At 68.3% G+C, this 24,036-nt stretch carries 22 protein-coding genes and 1 pseudogene; 12 read left to right on the top strand and 11 right to left on the bottom strand.

All coding sequences use genetic code 11. From position 1 onward, the window contains the following. Position 1 precedes the first annotated feature (1 nt). The 4 genes from FMM06_RS14345 to FMM06_RS14330 form a co-directional block, all read right to left on the bottom strand. Positions 2-853, bottom strand: coding sequence for a phosphodiesterase (locus FMM06_RS14345; RefSeq protein WP_144335021.1), 852 nt, complete (start codon positions 851-853; stop codon positions 2-4). Between the two features lie 116 nt (positions 854-969). Next, a complete protein-coding gene (locus FMM06_RS14340) occupies positions 970-3,216 on the bottom strand; it encodes a CHASE2 domain-containing protein (RefSeq protein WP_144335020.1) in 2,247 nt (748 codons plus the stop codon). 33 nt (positions 3,217-3,249) lie between these two features. Further along, positions 3,250-4,479, bottom strand: a complete 1,230-nt coding sequence (locus tag FMM06_RS14335; RefSeq protein ID WP_144335019.1) for a spinster family MFS transporter — start codon at positions 4,477-4,479, stop codon at positions 3,250-3,252. Between the two features lie 126 nt (positions 4,480-4,605). Beyond that, positions 4,606-6,954, bottom strand: a complete 2,349-nt coding sequence (locus FMM06_RS14330) for a TonB-dependent receptor (RefSeq protein WP_144335018.1) — start codon at positions 6,952-6,954, stop codon at positions 4,606-4,608. Positions 6,955-7,053: 99 nt separating this feature from the next. On the opposite strand from FMM06_RS14330, the gene FMM06_RS14325 reads away from it, so the two are divergent. Beyond that, on the top strand, positions 7,054-7,680 hold the full coding sequence (locus FMM06_RS14325; RefSeq protein ID WP_144335017.1) for a TetR/AcrR family transcriptional regulator: 627 nt from the start codon (positions 7,054-7,056) through the stop codon (positions 7,678-7,680). Here the strand turns inward: FMM06_RS14325 and FMM06_RS14320 are convergent. Continuing rightward, complete coding sequence (locus tag FMM06_RS14320; RefSeq protein ID WP_144335016.1) at positions 7,655-8,611, bottom strand: hypothetical protein; 957 nt, start codon at positions 8,609-8,611, stop codon at positions 7,655-7,657. The genes FMM06_RS14325 and FMM06_RS14320 overlap by 26 nt on opposite strands. Before the next feature lie 183 nt (positions 8,612-8,794). On the opposite strand from FMM06_RS14320, the gene FMM06_RS14315 reads away from it, so the two are divergent. The 5 genes and pseudogenes from FMM06_RS14315 (at position 8,795) to FMM06_RS14300 (ending at position 12,078) form a co-directional block, all read left to right on the top strand. After that, positions 8,795-10,132: a surface lipoprotein assembly modifier gene (locus FMM06_RS14315; RefSeq protein WP_185965198.1), complete on the top strand. Its 1,338-nt coding sequence runs from the start codon at positions 8,795-8,797 to the stop codon at positions 10,130-10,132. 2 nt (positions 10,133-10,134) lie between these two features. Next, the gene (locus FMM06_RS14310; RefSeq protein WP_144335014.1) at positions 10,135-11,070 is read left to right on the top strand and encodes a FecR family protein; all 936 of its coding nucleotides are present in this window, start codon (positions 10,135-10,137) and stop codon (positions 11,068-11,070) included. Then, a pseudogene (locus tag FMM06_RS17455) lies at positions 11,058-11,186 on the top strand (hypothetical protein); the annotation flags it as partial. The gene FMM06_RS14310 and the pseudogene FMM06_RS17455, both read left to right, overlap by 13 nt. Positions 11,187-11,189: 3 nt before the next feature. After that, entirely contained in the window at positions 11,190-11,570 is a 381-nt protein-coding gene (locus FMM06_RS14305; protein ID WP_235889327.1) for a hypothetical protein, read from the top strand. A 58-nt stretch (positions 11,571-11,628) separates the two neighbouring features. Next, complete coding sequence (locus tag FMM06_RS14300; protein WP_144335012.1) at positions 11,629-12,078, top strand: hypothetical protein; 450 nt, start codon at positions 11,629-11,631, stop codon at positions 12,076-12,078. A gap of 22 nt (positions 12,079-12,100) precedes the next feature. On the opposite strand, the gene FMM06_RS16865 is transcribed toward FMM06_RS14300, so the two are convergent. The 3 genes from FMM06_RS16865 to FMM06_RS17445 all read right to left on the bottom strand — a co-directional run bounded on the left by FMM06_RS16865 (position 12,101) and on the right by FMM06_RS17445 (position 13,818). Next, positions 12,101-12,709, bottom strand: a complete 609-nt coding sequence (locus FMM06_RS16865) for a hypothetical protein (protein ID WP_185965197.1) — start codon at positions 12,707-12,709, stop codon at positions 12,101-12,103. Positions 12,710-12,907: 198 nt separating this feature from the next. Then, entirely contained in the window at positions 12,908-13,252 is a 345-nt protein-coding gene (locus FMM06_RS17450) for an ImmA/IrrE family metallo-endopeptidase (protein WP_407925207.1), read from the bottom strand. Between the two features lie 215 nt (positions 13,253-13,467). Beyond that, positions 13,468-13,818, bottom strand: coding sequence for a helix-turn-helix domain-containing protein (locus FMM06_RS17445; protein ID WP_144335010.1), 351 nt, complete (start codon positions 13,816-13,818; stop codon positions 13,468-13,470). Positions 13,819-14,065: 247 nt separating this feature from the next. Here FMM06_RS17445 and FMM06_RS14280 point away from each other — a divergent pair, with 247 nt between their 5' ends. From FMM06_RS14280 to FMM06_RS17440, 3 genes are read left to right on the top strand one after another with little or no spacing between them, the layout of a single operon-like run. Beyond that, complete coding sequence (locus FMM06_RS14280) at positions 14,066-14,323, top strand: multiubiquitin domain-containing protein (RefSeq protein ID WP_144335009.1); 258 nt, start codon at positions 14,066-14,068, stop codon at positions 14,321-14,323. A 13-nt stretch (positions 14,324-14,336) separates the two neighbouring features. Continuing rightward, on the top strand, positions 14,337-15,491 hold the full coding sequence (locus tag FMM06_RS14275) for a ThiF family adenylyltransferase (RefSeq protein WP_207790292.1): 1,155 nt from the start codon (positions 14,337-14,339) through the stop codon (positions 15,489-15,491). After that, a complete protein-coding gene (locus tag FMM06_RS17440; protein WP_144335007.1) occupies positions 15,481-15,873 on the top strand; it encodes a DUF6527 family protein in 393 nt (130 codons plus the stop codon). The genes FMM06_RS14275 and FMM06_RS17440 overlap by 11 nt, the downstream gene beginning before the upstream one ends. 26 nt (positions 15,874-15,899) lie before the next feature. Here the strand turns inward: FMM06_RS17440 and FMM06_RS14265 are convergent, their stop codons facing one another. Genes FMM06_RS14265 through FMM06_RS14255 form a run of 3 tightly spaced genes read right to left on the bottom strand, consistent with a single transcriptional unit; the run spans position 15,900 to position 21,002 of the window. Next, complete coding sequence (locus FMM06_RS14265; RefSeq protein WP_144335006.1) at positions 15,900-17,687, bottom strand: cytochrome c3 family protein; 1,788 nt, start codon at positions 17,685-17,687, stop codon at positions 15,900-15,902. Positions 17,688-17,694: 7 nt separating this feature from the next. After that, positions 17,695-18,555 (bottom strand): hypothetical protein, encoded by an 861-nt coding sequence (locus FMM06_RS14260; protein ID WP_144335005.1) that lies wholly within the window; start codon positions 18,553-18,555, stop codon positions 17,695-17,697. After that, on the bottom strand, positions 18,555-21,002 hold the full coding sequence (locus FMM06_RS14255) for a cyclic nucleotide-binding domain-containing protein (RefSeq protein ID WP_144335004.1): 2,448 nt from the start codon (positions 21,000-21,002) through the stop codon (positions 18,555-18,557). Before FMM06_RS14255 ends, FMM06_RS14260 begins: the two co-directional genes overlap by 1 nt. A gap of 88 nt (positions 21,003-21,090) precedes the next feature. Between FMM06_RS14255 and FMM06_RS14250 the strand changes: the two genes are divergently transcribed. From FMM06_RS14250 to FMM06_RS14240, 3 genes are read left to right on the top strand one after another with little or no spacing between them, the layout of a single operon-like run. Continuing rightward, positions 21,091-23,058, top strand: coding sequence for a heme lyase CcmF/NrfE family subunit (locus tag FMM06_RS14250; RefSeq protein ID WP_144335003.1), 1,968 nt, complete (start codon positions 21,091-21,093; stop codon positions 23,056-23,058). Next, on the top strand, positions 23,055-23,588 hold the full coding sequence (locus FMM06_RS14245; protein ID WP_144335002.1) for a DsbE family thiol:disulfide interchange protein: 534 nt from the start codon (positions 23,055-23,057) through the stop codon (positions 23,586-23,588). The genes FMM06_RS14250 and FMM06_RS14245 overlap by 4 nt, the downstream gene beginning before the upstream one ends. Continuing rightward, positions 23,585-24,034 carry a cytochrome c-type biogenesis protein gene (locus tag FMM06_RS14240; protein WP_144335001.1) on the top strand — a complete coding sequence of 150 codons (450 nt, stop codon included), beginning with the start codon at positions 23,585-23,587 and terminating at the stop codon, positions 24,032-24,034. The genes FMM06_RS14245 and FMM06_RS14240 overlap by 4 nt, the downstream gene beginning before the upstream one ends. Positions 24,035-24,036 lie beyond the last annotated feature (2 nt).

Here is a 24,036-nt window from a genome sequence, read left to right as displayed (position 1 = left end):
CTCAGGCGGGTTCGCGCTCGCCCACGATCTTCGCCACTTCGCCCTGCATCCTCGCGTTGAAGCGCGCGAGGACGGGGTGGTCGCCGCCCGAGCCGAACTGGGTGACGAGGTCGCGGCCGTTCCAGTAGTGGAGCGCGAAGCCCGGGCTTTCGGCGACGATCATGTCGCGGCCGTCGGGGCGTGTCGTGTCGAGGTCGCGGAAGTCGAGCGCGACCTGCGGCGCGGTCGCCGGGCAGACGCACAAGGTGGTGCCCGCAAACCCCGTCGTCATGCCGCGATGCAGATGCCCGCTGAGCAGGCGCACGACATGGCGATGGCGCGCGACGACGCCGTGCAACGCCTCGATCCAGTCGGCGCGCGGGTCCTCGGTCATCCAGGCATTGCCGCTTTCGAGCGGCGGGTGGTGGAGCGCGATGATCGTCGGGCGGTCGGACGCGGCCAGCGTCGCGTCGAGCCACGCGGCGCGGCCCGCGTCGAAGCTGCCGCCATGCAGACCCTCCTCGAGCGTGTCGAGCATGACGAAGCGCAGCGGCCCGGCATCGAAGGCATAATGGACGAAACCGTCCTGCGTGCGCGGCAGGCTGGAAAACACGCTGTTGAAATTCTCGCGCACGTCGTGGTTGCCCAGGATCGGCCAGACCGGGAAGGGAAGCGCGTCGAACACCGTCTTCAGCGTCCGGTACGACGGGATCGTGCCGTGTTCGGTCAGGTCGCCGGTGGCGATGCACAGGTCGGGGCGGCGGCCGTCGGCGGTCAGCGCGGCGAGCACGCTGTCGAGCCGCTTGCGGTTCAACTCGTTCGGGTCACCGGGCTGGAAACCCAGGTGAATATCGGTGATCTGCGCGATCAGCATCGCGAAAGACGTGGCTGGCCCATCGGCAGGCGGCCCCCTTTCCCGCTACCATCCGAAGATACGGGCAGGGTGGCCAAAACGACGCAGGCAAGCAAGCCGTTCATTGCATTAGCGGTTCATTTTTCGGTCGCCTGGTACACGCCGTCCCAGTCCGCCCCCGGCGGCGCGACACGATAGGCGGCGATGCGTTCGGCATAGATGCCCTGCAGTTTTTCGAGGCCGGCCGCCGCGAGCACGGCTTCGTCGAGCACGGCCTGGGCGGCGTCCCAGTCCTGCGCCCGGTAGGCCGCCAGCATCGCGGCGTGCCGCTCGCGCAACGCCGCGAAGCCCGGCGGCGGCGCCTCGGGGGTGCCGAGCAGCGCGTAGATCCGCTCGGGCGCGTCGCGGCCGACGACGCGGACGGCATCGAGTTCGAGCAATGCAAAGCCGTCGAGGCGGCTGGCGAGCTCGGCGCCGACCGCGACCGCGACGCCGTAATATTTGGTCAGCCCCTCGATCCGGCTCGCGAGGTTCACGGTGTCGCCGATGATCGAATAGCTGAGCCGCTGTGCCGACCCCATGTTGCCGACGCAGCAGCGCCCGGTGTTGAGCCCGATGCCGATCTTGACGCCGCCCGGCCACAGGCTGCCCGGCGGACGCGGGTCGAGCGCGTTCAGCCGCGCCAGCTCGTCGACCATCGCCAGCGCGCCGCGCGCCGCGTTGGTGGCATGGTCGGGATCGTCGAGCGGGGCGTTCCAGAACGCCAGCACCGCGTCGCCGATATATTTGTCGATCGTCGCCTTCTTCGCGAGCAATATGTCGGTCATGGGGGTCAGGAATTCGATCAGGAACTTGATGATCTCCTGCGGCCCCAGGCTCTCGGAGATGCGGCTGAAGCTGCGGACGTCGCAGAACATCACCGTCATGTCGCGCTCCTCGCCGCCCAGCTGGAGCTGGCCCGGATCGCGCGCGATGCGCTCGACGAGTTCGGGGCTGAGGTAGCGGTCGAACGCCTGGTGGATGTAGCGCCGCGCGCTCTCCTCGCGGTAGAAGGTGAAGGCGGTGACGAACATGTACGCGCTCAGCACCGCGAGCGCCGGGACGGTCGGGTCGATCAGCAATTGCTGGTCGCGGTAGGCGTACCAGGATGCGGCGAAGACCCCGCCGACCATGAGGAAGAACAGCACGCCGCCGCGCGTCGCACCGAGCCGCGGCAGTGCCAGCGACAGCGTCAGGCCGAAGACGACGAGCAGCAGCCGCTCGACCCCCGGCGCCCAGTCGGGCCGCACCACGAACCTGCCCAGGATCATCTGCTCGACCGCCTGGGCGTGGACGATGACCCCCAGCTCGCGCTCGCGCACCGGCGTCGCGACGAGGTCGCGCAGGCCCGCCGCGCCCGTGCCGATGAAGACGATGTTCCCTGCGAACAGCGCCTGCAGCTGCGCCGGGCTGTACGCGCCGGTCAGGATCTTCCACGCGGGCACGATGCGGTCGGGGCGCGGCTCGGTGTAGTTCATCCACAGCTCGCCCGCCGGCGTCGTCGGAATCTCGAAGTCGCCGACCTTGATCTTGACGACCCCCGCCTCGCCGCCGCCCATCTCGCCGCTGCCGTCGGTACCGCGGATGACGAGTGCCCCCGCCTGTTGCGCGACCCGCAGCGCCTCGAGGCTGAGCGAGGGGACGATCTGGTCGCCGACGCGGGCGAGCAGGGGCGCGCGGCGGATGATGCCGTCGCTGTCGCCGACGATCGACACGAAGCCCGCGCCGGCTGCCGACTTCGCCAGCACCGGCAGCGGCACGATCGCGCCCGCGAACGCCGGCAGCGCGGCATCGATGGGGGAGCCGAGGACCGCGACCCCGGCCTTCTGCTCGGGCCGCGCCGGGTTGGCGTCGCGGGTCATGAAGAAGCCCGGGATCGACGGCGCGGTGCCGAGCGCCTGGCCGAACAGCGCATCGTGATCGGCCATGCGCGCGACATCGGCATAGTCGCCCCGCGCGTCGGGGCTGGCAGCGAGCATCTTCGCGACGCGCGACGGCGACGTGCGGTCGCTTTCCGAGAACACGATATCGAAGGCGATCGCGGCGGCACCGGCGTCGGTCAGCAATTTGGTCAATCGTGCAACATCGGTGCGCGGCCAGGGCCATTGGCCGAGGCGCTGGAGCGTCTCGTCGTCGATGTCGACGACCTTGACCGGGGCGGGCTCGTAGGGGCGAGGAGCCGCGCGCTGATAGGTGTCGAACAGCAGATTGCCGAGCTGGCGCAGCACCGGCACCTCGGCGACGTGGAGCGCGAGCAGGACGAGTGTCGCGGCGATGCCGGGCAGCGCGAGCACTGCCTTGCCCGTCCACAGGTCGCGCAGCCGTGATCGCAGCGTTCGCGCCATCCTACCCCCGGCGGCGACGATAGCGCCGGGCGGTCAGTCTATCCAGTCACGCCGTAACGGCCGGATCGCGCACGCCATCAGCACGGCGGCGAGCAGGTAGAAGCCGAGGCCGAAGACCACCGCCATGCGCAGCGCCTCGTTGCCGTACAGCGGCGTCAGCCGGTCGGCGAGATTGCCGAGGATCAGCGTGCCCGCCCCCAGCCCGATCAGGTTGTTGATCAGCAGGAAGCACGCCGACGCCGTCGCGCGCTCGGCGGCGGGGACGAGGTGCTGGACCGCGGTGATGACCGGCGCGAGCCAGACGTACGCCAGCGCCTGGGGGATCAGGAACAGCACGAAGGCGAGGCCCGCCGATCCCGACAGGGCACCGGCGGCGAAGAGCGGCACCGCGGCGACGAAGGCGATCGCCGGCAATTTCGCATAGCCGCCGCGGTCGGCCGCACCGACGCGGTCGCCGATCCAGCCGCCCGCCAGCACGCCGGCGGTGCCGCCGATCAGCAGCACCGCGCCGAAGAAGCGCGACGTCTCGATAAGGTCGAGGCCGAGGCTGCGCTGGAGCAGCGACGGCAGCCAGAAGGCGAGGCCGTAGCCGAGCGTCGAACTCGACGCCGCGCCCAGCGCCAGCAGCCAGAAGCTCGACTTGCGCGCGAGGCGGCGCGCGACGGGGGCGAAGCGGACCTTCGGTGCGGCCACGGCGACCGCGGCGGGCTCGCGCACGAACCAGCCGAACAAGGGCGCGAGCACCGCGCCCGCGACGCCGACGGCGATGAAGGCGGTGCGCCAGTCGACGAGGCTCGCCACATAGCCGCCGAACAGCACGCCGATCGCCGAGCCGAACGGGATGCCGAGCGAATAGATGCTGAGCGCCCGGGCGCGCTGTTTGGGCGGAAAACTGTCGGCGATCACCGCGTACGACGGCGCGACGCCGCCCGCCTCGCCGACCCCGACGCCGAGCCGGCACAGAAACAGCTGCACGTACGAGCCTGCGAAGCCGCACAGCGCGGTAAACCCGCTCCACACCGCGAGCGAAATGGCGATGACGCGCACCCGCCCCGTGCGGTCGGCCAGCACCGCGAGCGGCACCGCCAGCGTCGAATAGAGCAAAGCGAAGGCGATGCCGCCGAGCAGCCCGAGCTGCGTGTCGCTCAGCTGCAGCTCCGCCTTGATCGGCCCGGCGAGGATGCCGAGGATCTGGCGGTCGACGAAATTGAAGATGTAGACGAGGAGGAGGGCGGCGAGGGTCAGGTTGCGGCGGGTTAACATCTAATCTCTTTCGTCATCCCCGCGAAGGCGGGGACCCATAAGCCAAGACCTTCGGGAGGAGAAAGCCTCTCACCCCAGCGGTGGTGATTATGGGTCCCCGCCTTCGCGGGGATGACGAACCTGCGCTCAGAACTTCATGCCCACCGTCGCATACACTTGCCGCGGCGCGCCGTAATAGGCCGTCAGAACGCCCTCGCGCCCCAGCGACGGCACGAAGGCACCCGCAGCGTTGAACGCGCCGAAGACATAGCCGCTGGTCTTGTAGCGCTTGTCGGTCAGGTTCTTGCCGTGCACGCCGACCGACCAGCGGTCGTCGTCGGAGCGCCAGACGAGGCTCGCGTCGAGCAAAGTGTACGCCTTCTGATCGAGCGGGCCGGCGATCTCGAACTGCGAGGTCTTCGACTTGTACGACAGCGCGGGCGCGATATCGACGATGCCGTCACCCATCAGGCTGAGCGGCACCGACACCGTCAGGCCCAGGCTCGCGGTATACTTCGGCGTGTTCTGGAACACGCGCTGTTTCGCCACATCGGTGCCCGTCGGCCCGATGAACTGCTTATACTTCGCGTCGATATAGCCGAACGAGAAGCCCAGGTTGACGTTCGACCCCGCACCCGCGAACTCCGGCGCGAGGCGTGCCAGCCCCTCGATCTCGAGGCCGTCGATCTTCGCCTTGCCGGCATTCGAGGTGACCCCGACGAAGGTGTCGTTGATGCCGTCGCCGTTCGAATCGAACCCGAACGAACCCGGCACCTGGACGTCCTTGTAGTCGGCATGGAACGCCGCGATGCTCAAGGAGAGGCGGCGGTCGAACAGGCTCGCCTTGTAGCCCAGCTCGTAGCTGTCGACGGTTTCGGGATCGAACGACAGGAAGTCGTAGATCTCGTTCGGGTCGCGCACGCCGTTCTTGTTGGTGTCGGGGGCCGCCGTGGACAGGCCGCGCGGGTCGAAGCCGCCGCCCTTGAAGCCCTTCGAATAGCTTGCGTACAGGTTGTGGTCGGGCGTCGGCTTGAAGCTGATCGAGGCGCGCGGCGTGAACTCCTTGAAGGTCGCCTCGCCGTTGAAGTTGGAGGTCAGCGCGCCGAGCTGGACGCCCGCACCGCCGAGTTCGGGCGACGCGCCGCCGATCAGGTTCTTGCGGATGATCACCGAATTGCGCTTGTCGTTGGTGTAGCGCCCGCCGACCGACAGGCTGAACTGCTCGGTGAAATCATAGGTGAAGTCGCCGAAGAAGCTGTAGGTCTTGGTGTCGACATCGCCGAAGGTCGACGCCGTGAAGCCCGGGAGGCCGAGCACCGCGCCGGTGGTGCCCAGGATCACGTCGAAGATGTTGAAGGCGTTGGCGTCGAGATAATAGAAGCCGAGCAGGCCGTTGAGCTTGTCGCTGCTGTACAGCAGCTGCAGCTCCTCCGACGTCTGCTTGTTCTTGTAGATCGCCGGCACGTCGACGTCCTGCGCGGGCAGGCTGTCGAAATCGATCGGCGTGTCGGTGCGGTCGCGGCGATACGCCAGGATGTTCTTCAGCGTGAAGGCGTCGGACAGCTTCCACGCGGCGGTGAAGCTGAAGCCGTACGCCTCGACCTTCTGCTCGGGCGTGTCGAGGCCCGAGCGCGTGTCGTAGACGTCGCGCAGGATCGGCGCGCCCGACACCGCGCCAATGGTCAGGCGGTGGCCCTGCTTGGGGTCGCTGTCGTCGCGGACATAGTCGGCGGTGACGCGCAGGCTGAGCGCGGGGTCGGGGTCGAACTCGGCGCTGAAGCGCGTTGCCCAGACGTCCTTGTTGTAGTTCTCGCGGTTCGGCAGCGTCAGGTTGTCGCCGAAGCCGCCGCGGCTCAGCCGCGCCACCGCGCCGCCGACGCGGAAGGTCGACGACAACGGCACCGAGCCGCTGACGATCGCATCGGCTTCCTTGTACATGCCGCCGGTCACGCGGACGTTGAGCTCGGCCTCGTCCGACAGGCGCTTGGTGACGTACTTGATCGCGCCGCCGATGGTGTTGCGGCCGTACAGCGTGCCCTGCGGCCCGCGCAGGATCTCGATGCGCTCGACATCGAACACGTCGAGCACCGACGCCTGCGGGCGGTTCAGATAGACGTCGTCGAGATAGATGCCGACGCCCGCCTCGAAGCCCGCCACCGGGTCCTGCTGGCCGACCCCGCGGATGAAGGCAGCGACGGTGGTGTTCGACCCGCGCGTCGGCTCGAAGGTGACGTTGGGAACGACCTGCGCCAGCTGGGTGATGTCCTGGATGCCGGCTGCCTCCAACTGCGCGCCGCTGAACGCCGTGACCGCGATCGGCACTTCCAGCAGCGTCTCGTTGCGGCGGCGGGCGGTGACGACGATCTCCTCGTCGGGGGTGGCGGCGGCGGCAGGCGCCGCGGTGTCGGGGGTCTGCGCCGTGGCGGGTGCCGTCAGTGCGGCAAGCGCGACACCGGCGAGGGCGAGCGCGCGCAGGTCGAATCGGTTGTGGATCATGGTCGTTCCCCCAAAGGATGCGTGCGGCTTGCGACCGCTTGACCGCCCGTGTACTGAAACCTGAACCGGGTTTCAACTCGGAAACGAGGGGATGATCGGATGAGCGAAGCGCGTGGCGCGCCGGCAACAGGGGACGACGCCAAGACGCCGCGGACCGAGCGCGGGCGGCGGACGCTGCGCGCCATCCTCGACGCCGCGGCGCAGGAGTTCGGCGAGCACGGCTTTCACGACGCCGCGATCGCGCGGATCACGGCGCGCGCCGGCGTCGCGTTGGGCAGCTTCTACACCTATTTCGACTCGAAGGAGGCGGTGTTCACCGCGCTGGTCCGCGACATGTCGGGGCAGGTGCGCGCGCACGTCGGCCCGCACATCCTCGACGCGCCCGACCGGCTGACCGGCGAGCGGCTGGGATTGCAGGCTTTTCTCGAATTTGTCCGGACACACCAGGCGCTGTACCGCATCCTCGACGAAGCCGAATTCGTCGACGCAGCCAGCTGGCGCGCGCATTACGAAACCACCGTCCAGGGCTATGTCGCCAGCCTGACCGCCGCCGCCGCACGCGGCGAGGTGCGGAGCGATGTCGGCGAGGTCCACGCCTGGGCGATCGTCGGGATGAACGTCTTCCTGGGGCTGCGCTACGGCGTCTGGGCAACCGACACGCCCGCCGGGGAAGTGGCGCAAATCGCCAACGACCTGCTGGTCAGGGGGCTGGCGCGGCGCGACTGACCGGGGCGGCACGCGGCGCGCAGACGAAGGCGCTGATGTACCACTGGGTGCGCCGCCGGCTGGCCTCGACCAGCGTGAAGGGCGCCCCGTTCTCGCTGCCCAGCGCGGCGTTCAGGCTGGTGCCGATCGCGGTTGCGGCGTCGCCTTCGCCGGGGCCGCTGTCGTAAACCACCCGCCGCCCGGCCTGTGCACCCGCCGCCGGATAGGTCGCCGACACCGACCGCACGCGGATCTGGCCGAGCGTCACGCCGGGTGCAATCGCCCGCCCGCTCTTCGCCGGTTCGGAGAGGCTGGCGCCCAGCTTTTTCGCGATCTCGGCGTTGACCGCGCCGTCGGGGCCGGAACACCAGAACAGGTCGACGTCCCACCCGGTCTGGCTGACCGGCGACAGGCGCACGATCGCCTCGCCCTTGGCGGCACGTACCGGGGGCTCGGCATCGGTCGCCGGTTTCTGCGTCGCCGCGGCGCTCGCCTCGGTCACCGTCGCGATCTTGGACACCTTGCCGCTGAACAGCAGCTGGGTGATCTGCGCCTGCTTCTCGGGGTCGGCGACCTCGACCTCGCCCAGGCTGTTGAGCACGGTCGCCTGCATCTGCTTCAGCCGCGCGGTCGCCTCCAGCTTCTCCGCATCCGCGACGTCGAACTCGACGAAGCTCGGCACCTTGCGGTTGGCGAAGGCGATCAGCCCGCGCAGCTTCGCGAGCTTCAGGTCCTGCTGACCGTCGAGGTCCTTCGCGAACAACAGCATGTAATCGGCGTAGAGCGCCCGGTAATAGGCCTCTTCGGCGGTCACTGCGGTACGGAAGGCGCTGTACTGCAGCTGCCGGTCCTTGACCCGGTTCGACAACAGGGTGTTGGCCGAAATGCCCGCCGCGATGATCGCCGCGACCAGCGCGATGATCTTGCCGATGCGTTCCACGACTTCGATCATCGCTGCCCTCCGGGTCCGGTGCCGGAATGATGACCGCGGCGGCGCGCGCGCGCAAGCCGGGCGTCGGCTTGCCTGTGGGGCGCGACGCCCCTATGCTGGCGCGTAACGACAAGCCTTTCGGTCGCGCGTCAGGCAACGGGGTGAGTAGCGATGAAGGCGGGGGCTTGGGCAGGCGGAGCGGTCGTGTCGCTCGGTGCAGTCATGCTGCTCGGCGCGGGTGCGGCGGCGGCGCAGACGCCGATCTATTTGTCCGCCGACGGCCGCGCGAGCATCAATCCCGATTTCGCCGACAGCCCGCCGGTGGCGAGCGACCCCGACTACGGCAAGGTCCTGGTCGCCCCCGACGATGTCGAATTCAACCTGGCGTACGCGCGCAGCCGGGCGTCGGCGGGCGATCTGGTGGGGGCTGCGGCGGCGCTCGAACGGCTGCTGCTCAACCGGCCCAACTGGCATGCGGCGCGGCTGTTCTACGCCGCCGTGCTGATCCGCCTCGACGATCTGCAGGCGGCGCGGCGCGAGCTGGCGCTGCTCAAGGATGTCCAGCTGACGCCTGAGCAGACCGCGGAGGTCGCGAAATACACCCGCCAGTCCGAACGCCGCGACGCGGGCTCGCGCCTGTCGGGGCAGGTCGCGCTCGGCGTCGCCTATGACAGCAACGCCGTCGGCAGTCTGGCGAACGCGGTCAACCTGGGTGCGGGTATCCCGATCGAGGACGACGGCCTGTCGGTGGTCGCGTCCGCCAGCCTCAGCGGCGCGACCCGCATCGGCAGCGGTGCCGAGTTGTTCGCGCAGATCAGCGGCCTGTCGAAGAGCGACGTGTCGGGCCCCGACCAGCGCTATGTGCGCGGCGACGCGCAGATCGGCGTCGGCTTCGCGGCGGGCGGGGTCGGCGTGCGTGTCGCGGCGGTGGCGCGCGACGTGTCGATCTTCGGCGATCATTACCAGTTCGACTATGGCGGCCGTGTCGAGCTGAGCCGCCGGCTGGGCACGCGCACCGCGCTCAACGCGTCGCTCGAAGTCGTCGACCAGGACTACGACAACGCGGGCTTCGCGCTGCCGGGCCTCGGCGACGGGCGCGACGGCACGCGCATCGACGGCAGCATCGGCATCTCGACGCGCCTGACCGCGCGCCAGACGTTGAGTTTCGAGGTCGGCTACGACGACAAGGACGCCGATTACCTGCCGTTCGCCTATCGCGGGCCGCACGCCAGCGCGGCCTATGCGGCGCTGCTCGGGCGCGGCGGTTATGCGAGCCTCAGCGCACAGGTGCGGCGCTACAACTACCGCGCGGCCGACCTGCTGATCTCGCCGGTCAAGCGCCGCGACACGCGCAGCTTCTTCAGGGCAGCCCTCGGCGCACCGTTGTCGGCCTTCACCGCGAGCGGCGTGACCAGCGACTTCCGCGAGCGGCTGCTGCTGGAGGGCGCGATCAACTACAACCGCCGCGATGCGCGCCTGCCGTATCTCGATTACGACAGCGTCGGTGCCGAGACGCGGCTGATCTACCGGTTCGGAGGGTGACGATGCGCTTGGCTCTTCTCGCCCTGCTGATCGCCGCCCCGGCGGCGGCCCAGAGTCCTGCAGCCAATGCCGCGATCGGCATCAACGCCGCGATCAAGAACCAGGTCAGCATGAAGACCGCCGCCGACACCGCGCCGCGGCCCGCCGTGCTGCGCGAATCGGTGCGGCTGGGGGATCAGGTCAGCTCGGGGCCGGCGAGCGCGCTGCAGGTGCTGCTGCGCGACCGATCGGTGTTCACCGTCGGCGCCAACGCGCGGATGACCATCGACCGCTTCGTCTACGACCCCGCGCGCGCCACCGGCGACGTCGCGGCGTCGGTCGCCAAGGGGGCGTTCCGCTTCATGTCGGGCCGCGGGCTCAGCCGCACCGGCGGGTCGGCAGCGGTCAAGACGCCCGTCGCCTCGATCGGCGTGCGCGGCACGATCCTGGAGGGCGTCGTCGGCGAGGACGCGCTGTCGACCGCGGCGGGTGAGCCCGGGGTGCCCCCCGGCGGCGATCCGGAGACAGCGACGCTGATCGTGCTGCGCGGCCCCGGCAGCCGCACCGACGGGCTCGACAAGCCCGGTGCGATCGACGTGACCGCGGGCGGCGTCACCGTCACCATCGACCGGCCCGGCTATGCGGTGCTGGTGCCCGGCCCGAACCTGCCGCCGATCGGCCCTTTCCTGCTGTCGAACGCCGCGTTCGAGCGGATGAGCATGCTGCTGCGCGGCGTGCCGACCGGCGGCGCCAACGACGACGGCCCGGTCGAGGTCGCCGCCGCGGGCGTCGCGAGCGGGGAGATCCTGCGCGACGCGTTGTTCGGCGCCAGCGTCGTCTACGACCCCGTGTTCACCGATTTCCCGATCGTGCCGTCGGACCAGCTCGGCGTGCCCTGCGATCCCGGCCCGGGCGGCGGGGGTGACGGCGGCGGCGGGGGCAAGTTCTGCCCGTTCTAGGAAAGGCCGACGCCCGCCGCGCGGCCATCGTCGAGCAGCTGACCGACTTCATCCTGACGCACGGCCTCGACGCCGCCAGCCTGCGCCCGCTCGCGGCGGCGGCAGGGACGAGCGACCGCATGCTGCTCTATTATTTCGCCGACCGGCAGGCGATCCTCGCGGCGGTGCTGGCGAACGCGGGCCTCCGCCTGGCGGGGCAGCTGAGCGCGTTGTCCGACGCGACCCCGCGCGACCCTCAGGCCCTCGAGATCGAGCTGCTGAGCATCACCGCCAGCCCCGATCTCGCGCCCTACATGCGGCTGTGGATCGACGTCGCGGCCCGCGCGGCGCGCGGCGACCCGCTGCTCCGCGCGGTCGGGGAGCAGGTGGCGCGCGGCTTCCTCGGCTGGATCGCCGAGCGGCTGGCGATCCCCGACCCCGCCGAGCGCGACGCCGCGGCGCTCCGCCTGCTGCGCCTGACCGACGGCGCAATCGTCCTGCGCGCGGTCGGCATCGAATGATGTAGCGACCGCTACAAAAACCTGTTACACGGGCGTCGTGCAGGCAGGGAGACGGTCGATGACGGGGTTTTGGCGCAACTGGCTGATGGTCTGGGCGGCATCGGTCGCGGTCTTCGGCATCGCGCTGATGGGCACCGCCTTCCCGGCGACGGAGGGCCCCTTCCGAACCCTGCTGGCGTGGATCGCGGGCCAGGACGGCATGGCGATGGCGCAGTCCGAACGCTTCGCCTGGGCGCTGTGCGGCGCGGTGACGACGGGCTGGGCGGGCACGCTGGTCGCGGCGCTGCGCGGCGCCTGGACGCTCGGCGACGCCGGCCGGCCGGTGTGGCGGCTGCTGACGCTCAGCGTCGTCGGCTGGTTCGTCATCGACTCGAGCCTGTCGGCCGCGACGGGGTTCGAGCGCAACGCCTTGTCGAACTTCGTGCTGCTCGCGGCCTATCTGCTGCCGGTATGGCGCAGCGGGGTGCTGCGCGGCGGCACGCCCGACGCGCAGCCGGCGCTGCGCTAGCCCCGGTCGAGCGGCCCCGCGCTCAGGCGAAGCAGCGCGGGATGGTCACGCGGGGCGCCGCCGGAATCCTAGCGGGCAGGCCGTGCCGACCGCGCCGCTGCGTCCGCGCGCCACTCTCCACGAGGTCGAGGATCTTCAGCACCAGGTCGGGACGCGGATCGTTGATATGGGTCGTCACGCCGTTCTTCGTGACGGTCGATTCGAAACCGTTGATGCACTGGTACAGCAGCCGCCCCGTGATCATGTCGCCCGCCTCCGCGCGCGCGTGGATGAAGGCCAGGTTGAAATCGGCGTCGATGGTGCACTGCCGATACGCCGTCGCCGGCGCCACCCCGGCGGCGCGCGCCGCGCTCGTGACGTTGGCGGTCTCACGGTAATGGTCGAGGAACACCTTATGCCACCCGCCGCGCCCGCCGCGCAGCGGCGCCTTCTGCCGCGAGCGCACCGGCGGCCGGCGCGCGTCCCAGCTTTCCGCGAACCCGGCGATGCACCGCCGCGCCTCATACGCCGACGACGGCTGGATGCGCAGCGCCCGGCACGCCGCGAGCACGCTGTCTCCGCGCGCCAGATGATCGAGAAAGTCCTGCCGCACGCCCTTGTCGTTGAACAGGCCGGGATCGCCACGTGCCATATGCGCCTCCATTGAGACTTTCCGATAACCAATATGGACGCATTTGTCAAGCGGATTGTTCCGACGCCTCTGCAACGCAGACCGGGCATACGACCACTATTGCGGGAATGCCCGTCCCATTCGCTCCCTGCCCCCGAACCGAGCCTTGTCATCCCTACACTTAATCGATGGCGAGATCGGCGAAGGTGCGGTGGTGTATCAAGCCGCGCGAGCCACGCGCTTCATTGCCCCGGTAACATTCAGGCGCATCTGCATTAGGCTAGGACTTACATTGTAAATCTTGGCAGCCTGACCAGCGCTCCACCCTCGCTGAGCAATGGCGAGTGCTGCTTCCTCGGAAACAAGGAGCGCTGGACCAAGCCAGTTGGCTTCATCTTCAAGGTCGCTATCGTAGTGGCGACCGCCAGTATCGGCGCGAAGCCGGTGCGGCGGGTGAAGCAGCATCAAGTGGCTAATCTCATGCATAATATCCGCATGTGACCGCGTCAGAGGTAGACAGTCGTTATAAATAATTGCGTGTTGCCGTGGGAAACATGCTGTCATCGCCGAGAACCCGACACCGCTGCCCGTGCGGCTGAGATAAGCGGTCTGATCAGGGAGCACAGTGGCAAACGACGACAATTTCAGGATAGGGACGGCTAAGTGGTCCGCCGTCATAAATGGACACAATGGTGCATCCAAAGCGAGGCCAAGCTCAGTGCGAACCTCTCTAGCGTAAGAGTTCGCTTCAGTCCTGAAGCCTCGCCTCAAAGCCATCTCTACTTCTTTCGCAGTTGTTCGTAGGTAACTCGTATAATTGCTTCTAACGCACTTGCGCCTTCTTCTCCCAGATTAGGATCAGCGCGCAAATACCCCATCGCTTGCGCCAGGGGTTCGGTAGGAAGTGGAACACCGTCCGCCCGATAAAATGTGTCGGTTCGAACTCCCGCCCAGTGAGCGAGCGCTCCCAGGCTATCCACATCTGGTCGCTTACCTTGCGATAGACGGGTTAGCGTGGACGCACTGACGCCCGCCTGATCCGCTACCTTGCGCCAGGTCAACCGGCGTGCCTGCCGCGTAGTGTCCAACGTGCCAATGAATCCATCCGTGTCAAATTCGACCGCGGTCATAATTCGACTCTTGCAATGGCGTTCGGCATATGCAATCTCCCCTGCGACGTTGCATTCTCGCAACGCCAAACCGTTAGTGCAACAGAGGATGAAGTGCAATGGCAGGCAACAAAGAGGTCACGAGCGCGAAGGCGGCATCGGCAGCGGGTAAAGTTCTCCGGAACCCCAAATCGAGTGCTGCGGCAAAGACGGCTGCAGCTTCGGCGCTCACGCAGCGTCCCAACCGTAAGACGTAAGGAACGAGCACATGACAAGCATTGAGCCGACGAAGCCGGTCAAGATCATCGTTGAAGGCACCGAGCATGAATGGCCGAACGGTGAGATCTCCTATGCCGAAGTCGTGACGCTCGAGGTGCCGGACTACGCCCAGCATCCCGAGATCACTTACTCGGTTCGCTATAAGCGCGGCCAAGGGAACAAGCCCGAAGGTGTTCTCGTGCCGGGGGCAAGCGTTAAGGTTAGAGAGGGGATGATCTTCAATGTTTCGGAAACTGGTCAGTCGTAATCCGGACCTAGCCTTGTTGGTTGAGCGCGGCTTCGCGGTCGCGTTCGACAGCAACTGCCTGCTTGTTCGTGACATCCCCTACATCGACGCGGCAGGCCAACTTCAGTTGGGTGCAATCGTCGCCAAGCTGGTGTTCGTGGACGAGACGCGCGTCGAGCAGGATGATCATCAAATCTACTTCGCCGGCAGCTTGCCCTATCAGCTCGATGGCACGCCGATCGGTAACTTGGGGGGCGGCGAAACTACCATTCAGTTGACCGAGCGGTGTTCAGATATCGTCGTGCAACGCTCGTTTTCGAACAAGCCGATGCCGAAGGGCAAATTCGATGACTTCGCCGATAAGATCGAGAGCTACGTTTCGATCATTTCGGGTCCCGCGATCGAACGCTTCGGCATTAGCCCACACACCTTCCGCAGCGTTGAAGCGGCCGACGGCGATCCGATTTTTAAATTCCAAGACACAATGACATCCCGTGCCCAGATCGGCGATCTCAACGCCAATTTTGCTAGCGAGCGCGTGGCGGTCATCGGCCTAGGTGGTACCGGCGCTTATCTTTTGGACATGCTCGTGCGTACGCCGCTTCCGGAAGTGCTGGCGTTCGATTCCGACCTCTATCACGTGCACACGGCCTTTCGCTCGCCGGGCCGACTTGATCCAGCCGAGTTCGGCAGGAGCAAGGCCGAGGTCTATGCCGGGCGTTATGACAACTTCCGGCAAGGACTCAGCGTTCAGACAGCGCACATTGACGCAGGGACCGCGCACCTCCTCGACGGTGTCACCTTCGCGTTCGTTTGCGTTGACAAGGGTAGCTCGCGCTCGGGCATTTTCGATGTTCTGATTGATAAGGGCATTCCGTTCATCGACGTCGGAATGGGCCTGAATCGTAAGCACGGACCGCTTGATGGCATGATGCGCGCGACGCTGTTCGGCGCCCAAGATGCGCGCGAGATGCGCGACCGCAACCTAGCTGAGACTGTGGATACGCCGGATGGTCTTTACCGGGCGAACATCCAGGTCGGTGAACTTAACGCACTGAATGCGTGCCTTGCCATAGTCCGTTACAAGCAGATCCGTGGGTTCTATCGCGACACCGAAGGGTTCAAGCACCTTCTGTTCGGCATAAGCGACCTGCACCTTGTTGGTGAGAGCTATACCGATGAGGTTTAGGCTGGAGCGCGTTCGCGCGATGCCGGCCCAACTGCAGCCGGGCGTGCTGTATGTATCAGAGGAGTTCGACACAGCGGCACATCTGTGTGCCTGCGGATGCGGCTCGAAGGTTCGCACACCGCTCGGGGCGACGGAATGGACGTTTGCGGATCACCCAGATGGCCCTTCTCTTGACCCCTCAGTGGGCAACTGGCAGCGCCCCTGCCAAGCACACTATTGGATCGACCGCGGCACGGTCGAGTGGTCCGCCCAATGGACACCCCAACAAATTGAAGCCGGACGTGCCGCAGAAGTTCGCCGCCGCGACGTATATTATACTGCCTTGGTACGCGCCCCATGGTGGCAGCGACTGTGGAATTTTCTTGGATCGCTTCGGCGTTGAGAGCAGCAATCTGCGCTCATTCTTCCCTACGCCGCCCCCCGCCGCCGTACCTCGCGCGCCGCGACCTTCACCGGCTTCGGCAGCGGATGCCCCACCGGCAGCGCCCCCGTCGCGGGGCCCTCGTGATACCCGTGGCAGGTGTCGCAGGTCGCGGGCACCGTCGCGCCTGCGGTGACCTTGCCGTGGCATTCGCGGCAGCTGGCGACGCCGGGGAGGAGGACGTCGCTCGCGGTGCTGCTCGTGGCTGCGGCGTGGCACGATTCGCATTTGACCGCGGTGTGGCGCTTGTGCGGGAACTGGCCCTTGGGGAGGTAGTGGTCGGCCAGGCTGACGGGGGCGATGCCGAAGTCGAGGGCTCCGGCGCGCGACGGCGGGGTGACCGCGTGGCAGTCGAAGCATGCGCCGCCGCGCGAGAAGACCGCGCGCACCGCCGCGTCGCCGCGCGCGCCCGCGCTGCCGCCCGCGACCGTCCGCACGATTCCGGGGCGACGCCGGTCGACGAAGGTCGAGGGGCCGCCTTGCGCGCGGTAAAAATCGCGCATGATGCCGACGACCTGCTCGGGCCGGCCGTGGGGCAATGTCCGGACAACGCCCGAGCGGTCGCGCGCGAACGCCAGGTCGTGGCACGACGCGCAGTTCTTCTCCATGTCTACGCCCACAAAGCGCACCCCGTCGGCGTCGGGGGTGTGGCAGTCGGCGCAGTCGAGCCTTGCACCCTGGCCCTGCTCGCTCGCCATGCGCGCGACGCCGCCGTCGGCGGCGAGGTGGAGCTTGTGCGGGAACTTGAGGCCCGAATTCTCGCGCGGTTTCGCGTCGAGCGAGACGCGGGTCAGCAGCGGGTTCTTGGCGGCGGGCGTGCTGACGATGGTGGCGCGGAACTGCGGGTGGGTGTCGAAGCCGGCGACGTTGCTTAAGGCAGTGTTCAAGCGGCCCTTCAGCCCGGCGTGGCAGTCGCTGCAGAAGGTGGAGGCGACCATCAGCGCGCCGTCCGGCCCCTCGTGCTCCTTGTGGCACGACGCGCAGCGCCCGACGGTGAGGTGCGTCGCGGCGTCGAGCTTGGCCTTGGCTTCGCCGAACAGGCCGGCGGGGGCGGCGCGGGCGGCCTGCATGCGGTTCAGCGGGGCGTGGTCAGGGAGCTTGTCGTGGCAGGCGCGGCAGGTCTCGTCGCGGACCGAGACGAACGCCTTGTCGTGGCACGCGCCGCAGTCGTTCGACAGGTTGGCGTGGGCGGCGCTCAGGGGGCCGCTGGTCCACAGCTGGTCGGGGGCGAAATTGACGCGCTGGACGGTCGGCGTCGCCGGGGTCGCGGCGGGGCGGGGCTGGAGTGACGCCCAGATCGGCCAGGCGAGGAACACCGCGAGCACCGCGACCAGCGACAGCCAGACCATCGGGCGCTTGCCGGGCATGACCGCGTCGAGGCCGAAGGTGCGTGCCTCGTCGCGCGCTGCCGCCGCGTCGCCGGGGGCGTCGGTGCGCTCGACGGTGACGACGATGTCGTCCGCCGTGTCGCCCGCGGCGATGGTCAGGACGTGGCTGCCCAGTACGACGCGGGCGCCGCTGGCGGGGTCGATCTCGCCGCGCTCGACGAAGCGTCCGCCGATGTTGAGCGGCACGCCGCCCAGTGCGTCGAGCGCGACGCGGCCCGAGGCGAGGCGGTGCAGGCGGGCGTGGCGCAGCATGACCGCGAGGTCGGGGATCTGGACGTCGCAGTCGGTGCCGCGGCCGATCAGCACCTCGGTCTTGTCGAGGGTCGACGTGCGCGCGATCTCGCCGCCCCCGGCGCGCCGCGTGATCTGGCGGAGGATGATGCTCACGGGCGCGTCACCAGTAGTAGAAGACGCTGACGATATGCGCGGTCAGCGCGGCAATCAGCGCGAAGGTCGCGGGCACGTGGATGTACAGCCAGACCTCGAGCAGCGCGCGGGTGCGGATGTGGCGGCGCGCCTGGCCGAGCGCGGCCTCCTTGCGCTCGAGCAGGGAGACGATCAGCGACAGGCGCTGCCCGGGGTCGGGGCGGCCGGCGCGCAGCTCGGCTTTGACCGCCGTGAGCGCGCGGGCATTGCCGCAGCGGCGGTGGCGCCCGGTGAGGCGGGCGTAGAGGCCGCCGCCGACCGAGCAGTTCTCGAGGGATTCGCGCACCATCTCCGACTGGCGCGGCAGCAGCGGCTGCGCGGCGTCGTGGAGCTGGCGGTCGAGCAGGCGCAGGCCCTCGAGCATCTGCCCTTGCGTCGCCTCGCCGCGATTGGCCGACAGGGTGCGGGGCAGCGTGCCGTAGGCGATCACCCCCCAAATGCCCGACAGGACGACGATCATCATCAGGGCATAGGCGAGGGTGTGGACGTTCCAGCCGAGCTGGAAGCCGGTGTGCAGGGTGACGATGGTGATCAGCGACAGGCCGAGATAGACGTGCGCGCTCGTCCACGCCTTCAGCGAGTAACGCCCGCGCGAGATCACGCGCTTGCGCAGGCCCAGCATGGTCAGCCACAGGATCAGCAGCGCGCCGATGGTGCCGAGCGCGTAGCCCACCGCCGTGCCCCCGTTGGGCCGCGGCTCGGCATCGACCAGCAGGTACGCCGCGAGCGCCGTGATGCACAACACGCTGGCAATCTTGAGCCAGCGAAACCCGTTATGACGCAGGAATCCCTCGTGCAGGGCCCCCCGGTTGGCAGCACGCGACGCCATCAGCCCCCCGACCGGTCAAGCAGCGCGATCGACAGGAAATCCTCCGGACTGACCCGGATCGCCGCCCCGGTAGGACACGCCCGCACACAGGCAGGACCGCCCGACTGCCCGGCACACATGTCACATTTTATCGCCTTCTTCGGCGCCTCGGCGGACTTCGCATGCTTGTACGACCAGGCCTTCGACGGTTCGCCGGGGCCGGGCCCGAGGCCCAACGTCAGCCAGCTGAGCAGCGACGGTTTCTTCGGCGGCACCTTGTCCATGCGGATCACGCCATAGGGGCAGTTGCGCTCGCAATTGCCGCAGCCGATGCAGCTGTCGTCGATGAACACCTCGCCGTCCGGGCCGCGATGGATCGCGTTGGGCGGGCAGTCGGCCATGCAGTGCGGATGCTCGCAGTGGCGGCACGACGTCGGCACGTGGAGGTGCGCGTAGGTGCGCCCGGCCTCGCGGTCGAGGCGCGAGAGCCCGTCATGGCTGTCGGCGCACGCCTTTTCGCAATTGTCGCAGCCGACGCACAGGGTCTCGTCGATCAGCAGCACGTCGGTGGCTTCGCCGACGCCCTGCTCGACCAGAAAGGTCGCGACGCTCGAATACAGGTCGATGACGCCGCCGAAGCTGTCCTTCTTCGATTCGATGAAGCCGTTCAGGTCGCGCCGCGCCGCCATGTCGCGCTTGGCCTTGGCGAGCAGCTCGGGCTGCACCGACAACAGCCAGCGGAAGGCATTGCCGTCGAGCTTGATGACGTCGGACTTGATCGCGGCGCGGACCGTCGCGGTGCGGCGGCTGTTGTCGATCAGCGCCATCTCGCCGACGTAGCTGCCGGCGGGCAGGTAGCTCAGGAACACCGGCTTGCCGCCGATCAGCTTCTCGATGACCATCGACCCCGAGCGGATCGCGAAGATATCGCTGCCTTCCTCGCCCTCTTTGATGATGCAGTCGCCCTTGCGCACCGTCATCACCTCGGCCGACGCGACCAGCGGCCCCAGATCCTCCTTGCGCAGGCCGGAGCCGAACATCTGGAGCAGCAGGCGCTCGGTAGTGATGCGGTTGATCGCGCGCTTGGCGGCGGGCACCGACGCCATCAGCTTGAGCGCGGCGAGGCGCGACACCTCGACCAGGATGCAGTCTTCCGCCGCGCGGATCGTCGCGCCGCGGCGGCGGCCGGAGATCAGGCCGACCTCGCCGAAGATCGACCCCTGCGCGATCGGCACGGTGATCGACGGGTCGGTCGCCGACACCTCGACGAGCACCGAGCCGGCAGCAATGCCGAACAGCGACGAGCCCGCGTCGTTGCGCTGGAAAACGACCTCGCCGCGGGCATAGGCGCGCACGTCCGAATCGAGCAGGAACTCGCGCATCTGCAGCGGCGACAGGTCGTTCAGGATCTCGACGCGCTCACGCAGGAAGTCGAGCCACTCCGCGACCGAGCGCCGCCCCGGCAGCCCGGTGAGCTTTTTCTCGAGGATCGGCTCGTCGGCGGGCTTCAGCGCGATGTTGCCGGCGATGAACTCGATAACGTCATAGCCCTGGTTCATGCAGTGCTTGATCAGCGGATAACCCGCCAGCGCGCCGATGACGTACAGGCCCGGCGTCGTCGATTCGAAGGTCGGCGACAGCGTCGGGAAGGCCTCGCGGTCGTCGCTCGAGAACTGGACCCCGCACGATTCGATGAACTTGCGCGGCGGCGACGACCCCATGCGCGCGATGACCCGGTTGCACGGCAGTCGCGCCTCGCCGTCGCGGGTCTCGACGGTCATGAAGCCGGGCTCGATCTTCGTCGGCGACGATTCGAGCAGGATCGACAGGCGGCCGGCATCGCGGGCGGCGTTCAGCCCCTTGACGTTGGCGTCCTTGGCGCGCGCGAAATCCGCCGAGCGGTTGAGGATCGTCACCGTGTTGCGCTGCTCGGGGTCGGCCGCGAGGCCGATGGCGTTCTCGATGCCCGCGTCGCCCGCGCCGATGACGATGATATGCTCGTCGACATATTCGGCAGGATCGTCGAGCGAGTATTGCACCCACGGGGAATTGCCGCCCTCGCAGCGCATCGTGTTGGGATTGCCCTGCGTGCCGATCGCCAGCACCACCGTCTCGGCCTGAATCGTCTTGCCGCCCGACAGCGTCAGCGTGAAGGCCCCAGCCGCGCCCGCGATCGCCTTGACCTCGGTATTGAGCAGCAGGTTGACGCCCGCGGACCGCGCATCCTCGTCCCAGCGGCCGAGCACCGCCTCGCGCTTGCCCGCGTCGAATGCGACATCGGAGCGCAGCACCAGTTGCGACGGCGTCGCCATGACATGCTTGCCGCGCTGATAGCGAAAGATGGTGTCCGACAGATGGTCGGTCTTCTCGATCAGGACGTGGCGCAGGCCCAGCTTTGCAGCATGCGCAGCGGCGCTGAGACCCGCAGGCCCCGAGCCGATGATCGCGACGCGAAAGCTTTCCGACACTGACGCCCCCCGTGCGACCGCGCTCACTCTACCAAAGTCCCCGCAAACGGCTAGTATAGGAAACCGTTTCGCTTGGGGATGTTTGCCGTTGACCGCCGAGATCGGACATTTCGCGCTTATTCTGGCGCTGCTGCTCTCGTGTTTGCAGGCCAGCGTGCCGATGTGGGGTGCGCATCGCGGCGACAGCGCGCTGATCGGCTTCGGCCGAACTGCCGCACAGTTGCAGGCGCTGCTGATCGCCGTTTCCTTCGTCGCGCTGGCGAACAGCTTCGTCGCGGGCGACTTCTCGGTGGCGTTGGTGGCGGGGCACAGCAACGCGACCCAGCCCGGGATTTATCGCTTCGCCGCGACCTGGGGCAATCACGAAGGCTCGATGCTGCTGTGGGTGCTGATCCTTGCAGTGTTCGGCGCAGGGCTGGCGCGCTTCCCGGGCAATATCCGCGAGGCGCTGCTGGCGCGGACGCTTGCGGTGCAGGGCATGATCGGCGCGGCGTTCATCGCCTTCCTGCTGTTCACCTCGAACCCGTTCGAGCGCCTGAGCCCCGCTCCGTTCGACGGGCGTGAGCTCAACCCGCTGCTGCAGGACCCCGGCCTCGTCCTGCATCCGCCTCTGCTCTACCTCGGCTATGTCGGCTTCTCGGTGGCCTTCTCGTTCGCCGCTGCCGCGCTGATCGAGGGGCGGGTCGATGCCGCCTGGGCACGCTGGGTGCGGCCGTGGATCCTCGCGGCGTGGGTTTGCCTGACCGCCGGCATCGCGCTGGGGTCGTTCTGGGCTTACTACGAGCTCGGCTGGGGCGGCTGGTGGTTCTGGGACCCGGTCGAGAACGCCTCGCTGATGCCGTGGCTGATGGGCACCGCGCTGCTCCATTCGGCGCTGGTGCTGGAGCGTCGCGGCGCGCTGGTCAGCTGGACGATCCTGCTCGCGGTGCTGACCTTCTCGATGTCGCTGATCGGCACCTTCCTCGTGCGGTCGGGCATCCTGACCTCGGTCCACGCCTTCGCGGTCGACCCCGAGCGCGGCGTGTTCATCCTCGCGCTGATCATCGGCGCGACCGGCGGTGCGCTGGGGCTGTTCGCGTGGCGCGCGCCCGCGATGAAGTCGGGCGCGCTGTTCGGCAGCGTCAGCCGCGAGACGGGCCTCAGCCTCAACAACCTGTTCCTGATGGCGGCGACCGCGGTGGTGTTTCTCGGCACCTTCTACCCGGTGATCATGGAGGCCGTGAACGGCGACAAGATTTCGGTCGGGCCGCCCTATTACAACCTGACCTTCGCGCCGGTGATGATCCCGCTGCTGCTGCTCGTCACCATCGGGCCGGTGCTGCAGTGGAAGCGCGACAGCCTCAGGTCGGTGTTCGGTAAGGTGCGCTGGCCCGCCATCGTGGCGCTGGGCACGGGCGTCGCGGCGATCGTCTTCCTGGGCGGTAAGTCGGTGCTGGCGGGGATCGGCTTCGCGCTCGCGGTGTGGCTGATCGTCGGGGCGTTCATCGTGCCGTGGCGGCGGCGGCATCTGCTGCGCACCACGCCGATGAGCGTCGTCGGCATGGTGATCGCGCACGCCGGGCTGGGGGTGATGACCGCAGGCGTCACCGCCATGTCGGGCTTCGAGACGTCGAAGGTGCTGGTGATGCGCCCCGGCGACACCGCGACGTTGCGTGATGCGCGCTTCACCTTGAGCGCAGTCGACGCGGTGCGCGGCCCCAATTACGAGGCACAGCGCGCGCAGTTCAGCGTGCGGCAGGGCAACACCATCCGCGACCTGACCAGCGAGCGGCGCTTCTACCCGAACAGTCAGAACCAGACGACCGAGGCCGGCATCGGCGGCGGCATCCTGGGCAATGTCTATGTCGCGATCGGCGCGCCCGATCCCGGCGGGGTCGGCATCACGGTGCGCATCTACCATCACCCGCTGGTCGGCTGGATTTGGGGCGGCGCGCTGCTGATGGCGCTCGGCGGCATCGCCAGCCTGTCGGACCGGCGCTTCCGCATCGGCGTCGGGGCGTCGGCGCGGCCGCTGGCACCGACCATGCCGGGCGCGTTTGGGGTCCCCGCCGAATGAACCGCTGGCTGTTCGCACTGCCGATCGCCGCGTTCCTGGTCCTCGCCGCCGTCTTCGGCATCGGGCTGACCAAGGACCCGAGCGTCATCCCGTCGCAGCTGATCGACCGGCCGCTGCCGGCATTCGACCTGCCGGGGCTCAGCGCCGACGCGCCGGGCTTCGGGTCGAAGGACCTGACCGGCAAGCCGCTGCTCCTCAACGTCTTCGCGTCGTGGTGCGCGGCGTGCCCGCAGGAGCATCCGATGCTGACCAAGATCGCGCGCGAGGGCGTGCCTGTCTATGGCTTGGCGTGGAAGGACCAGCCCGCCGACTCGGCCAAGTGGCTCAGCGAATGGGGCAATCCCTATACCAAGGTGGCCAGCGACCCCGCCGCCCGCACCGGCATCGACCTCGGCGTTACCGGCGTGCCGGAGACCTTCGTCGTCGATAAGCGCGGCCGCGTCCGCTACAAGCAGATCGGGCCGATCGACGAAGTTGTCTGGACAACCATCCTGAAGCCGATGCTCGCGAAGCTGGAGGCCGAGGCTTGAACCGCTTCCTGCTGGCGACGCTCCTCGCCATCGCCGTCCCGGCGCACGCCGTCCTCCCCTCCGAACAGCTTGCCGACCCGGCGCTGGAGGCGCGCGCGCGCGAGATCAGCAAGGAGCTGCGCTGCGTCGTCTGCCAGAACCAGTCGATCGACGACTCCGACGCACCCCTCGCCGCCGACCTGCGCGTCATCGTCCGCGAGCAGCTGCGGCTGGGCAAGACCGACGCGCAGGCGAAGGAGTATCTGGTGACGCGCTACGGCAGCTATGTGCTGCTGCGCCCGCCCTTCCGCTACGACACCTGGCTGCTCTGGCTGGGGCCGTTCGCGGTGCTGCTCGCGGGTGCGGGCCTCGTCATCGCCTGGCTGCGCGCCCGGCGCGGGGTTGCCGAGACCCCGGCGCTGACGCCACAGGAACAGGCGCGCCTCGACGCGCTCACCAAGGACTGATC

This window comes from Glacieibacterium frigidum (assembly GCF_007097155.1).
In the GTDB taxonomy this organism is placed as follows: Bacteria; Pseudomonadota; Alphaproteobacteria; order Sphingomonadales; family Sphingomonadaceae; genus Glacieibacterium; species Glacieibacterium frigidum.
This window is presented reverse-complemented; position numbering and strand designations above follow the sequence as displayed.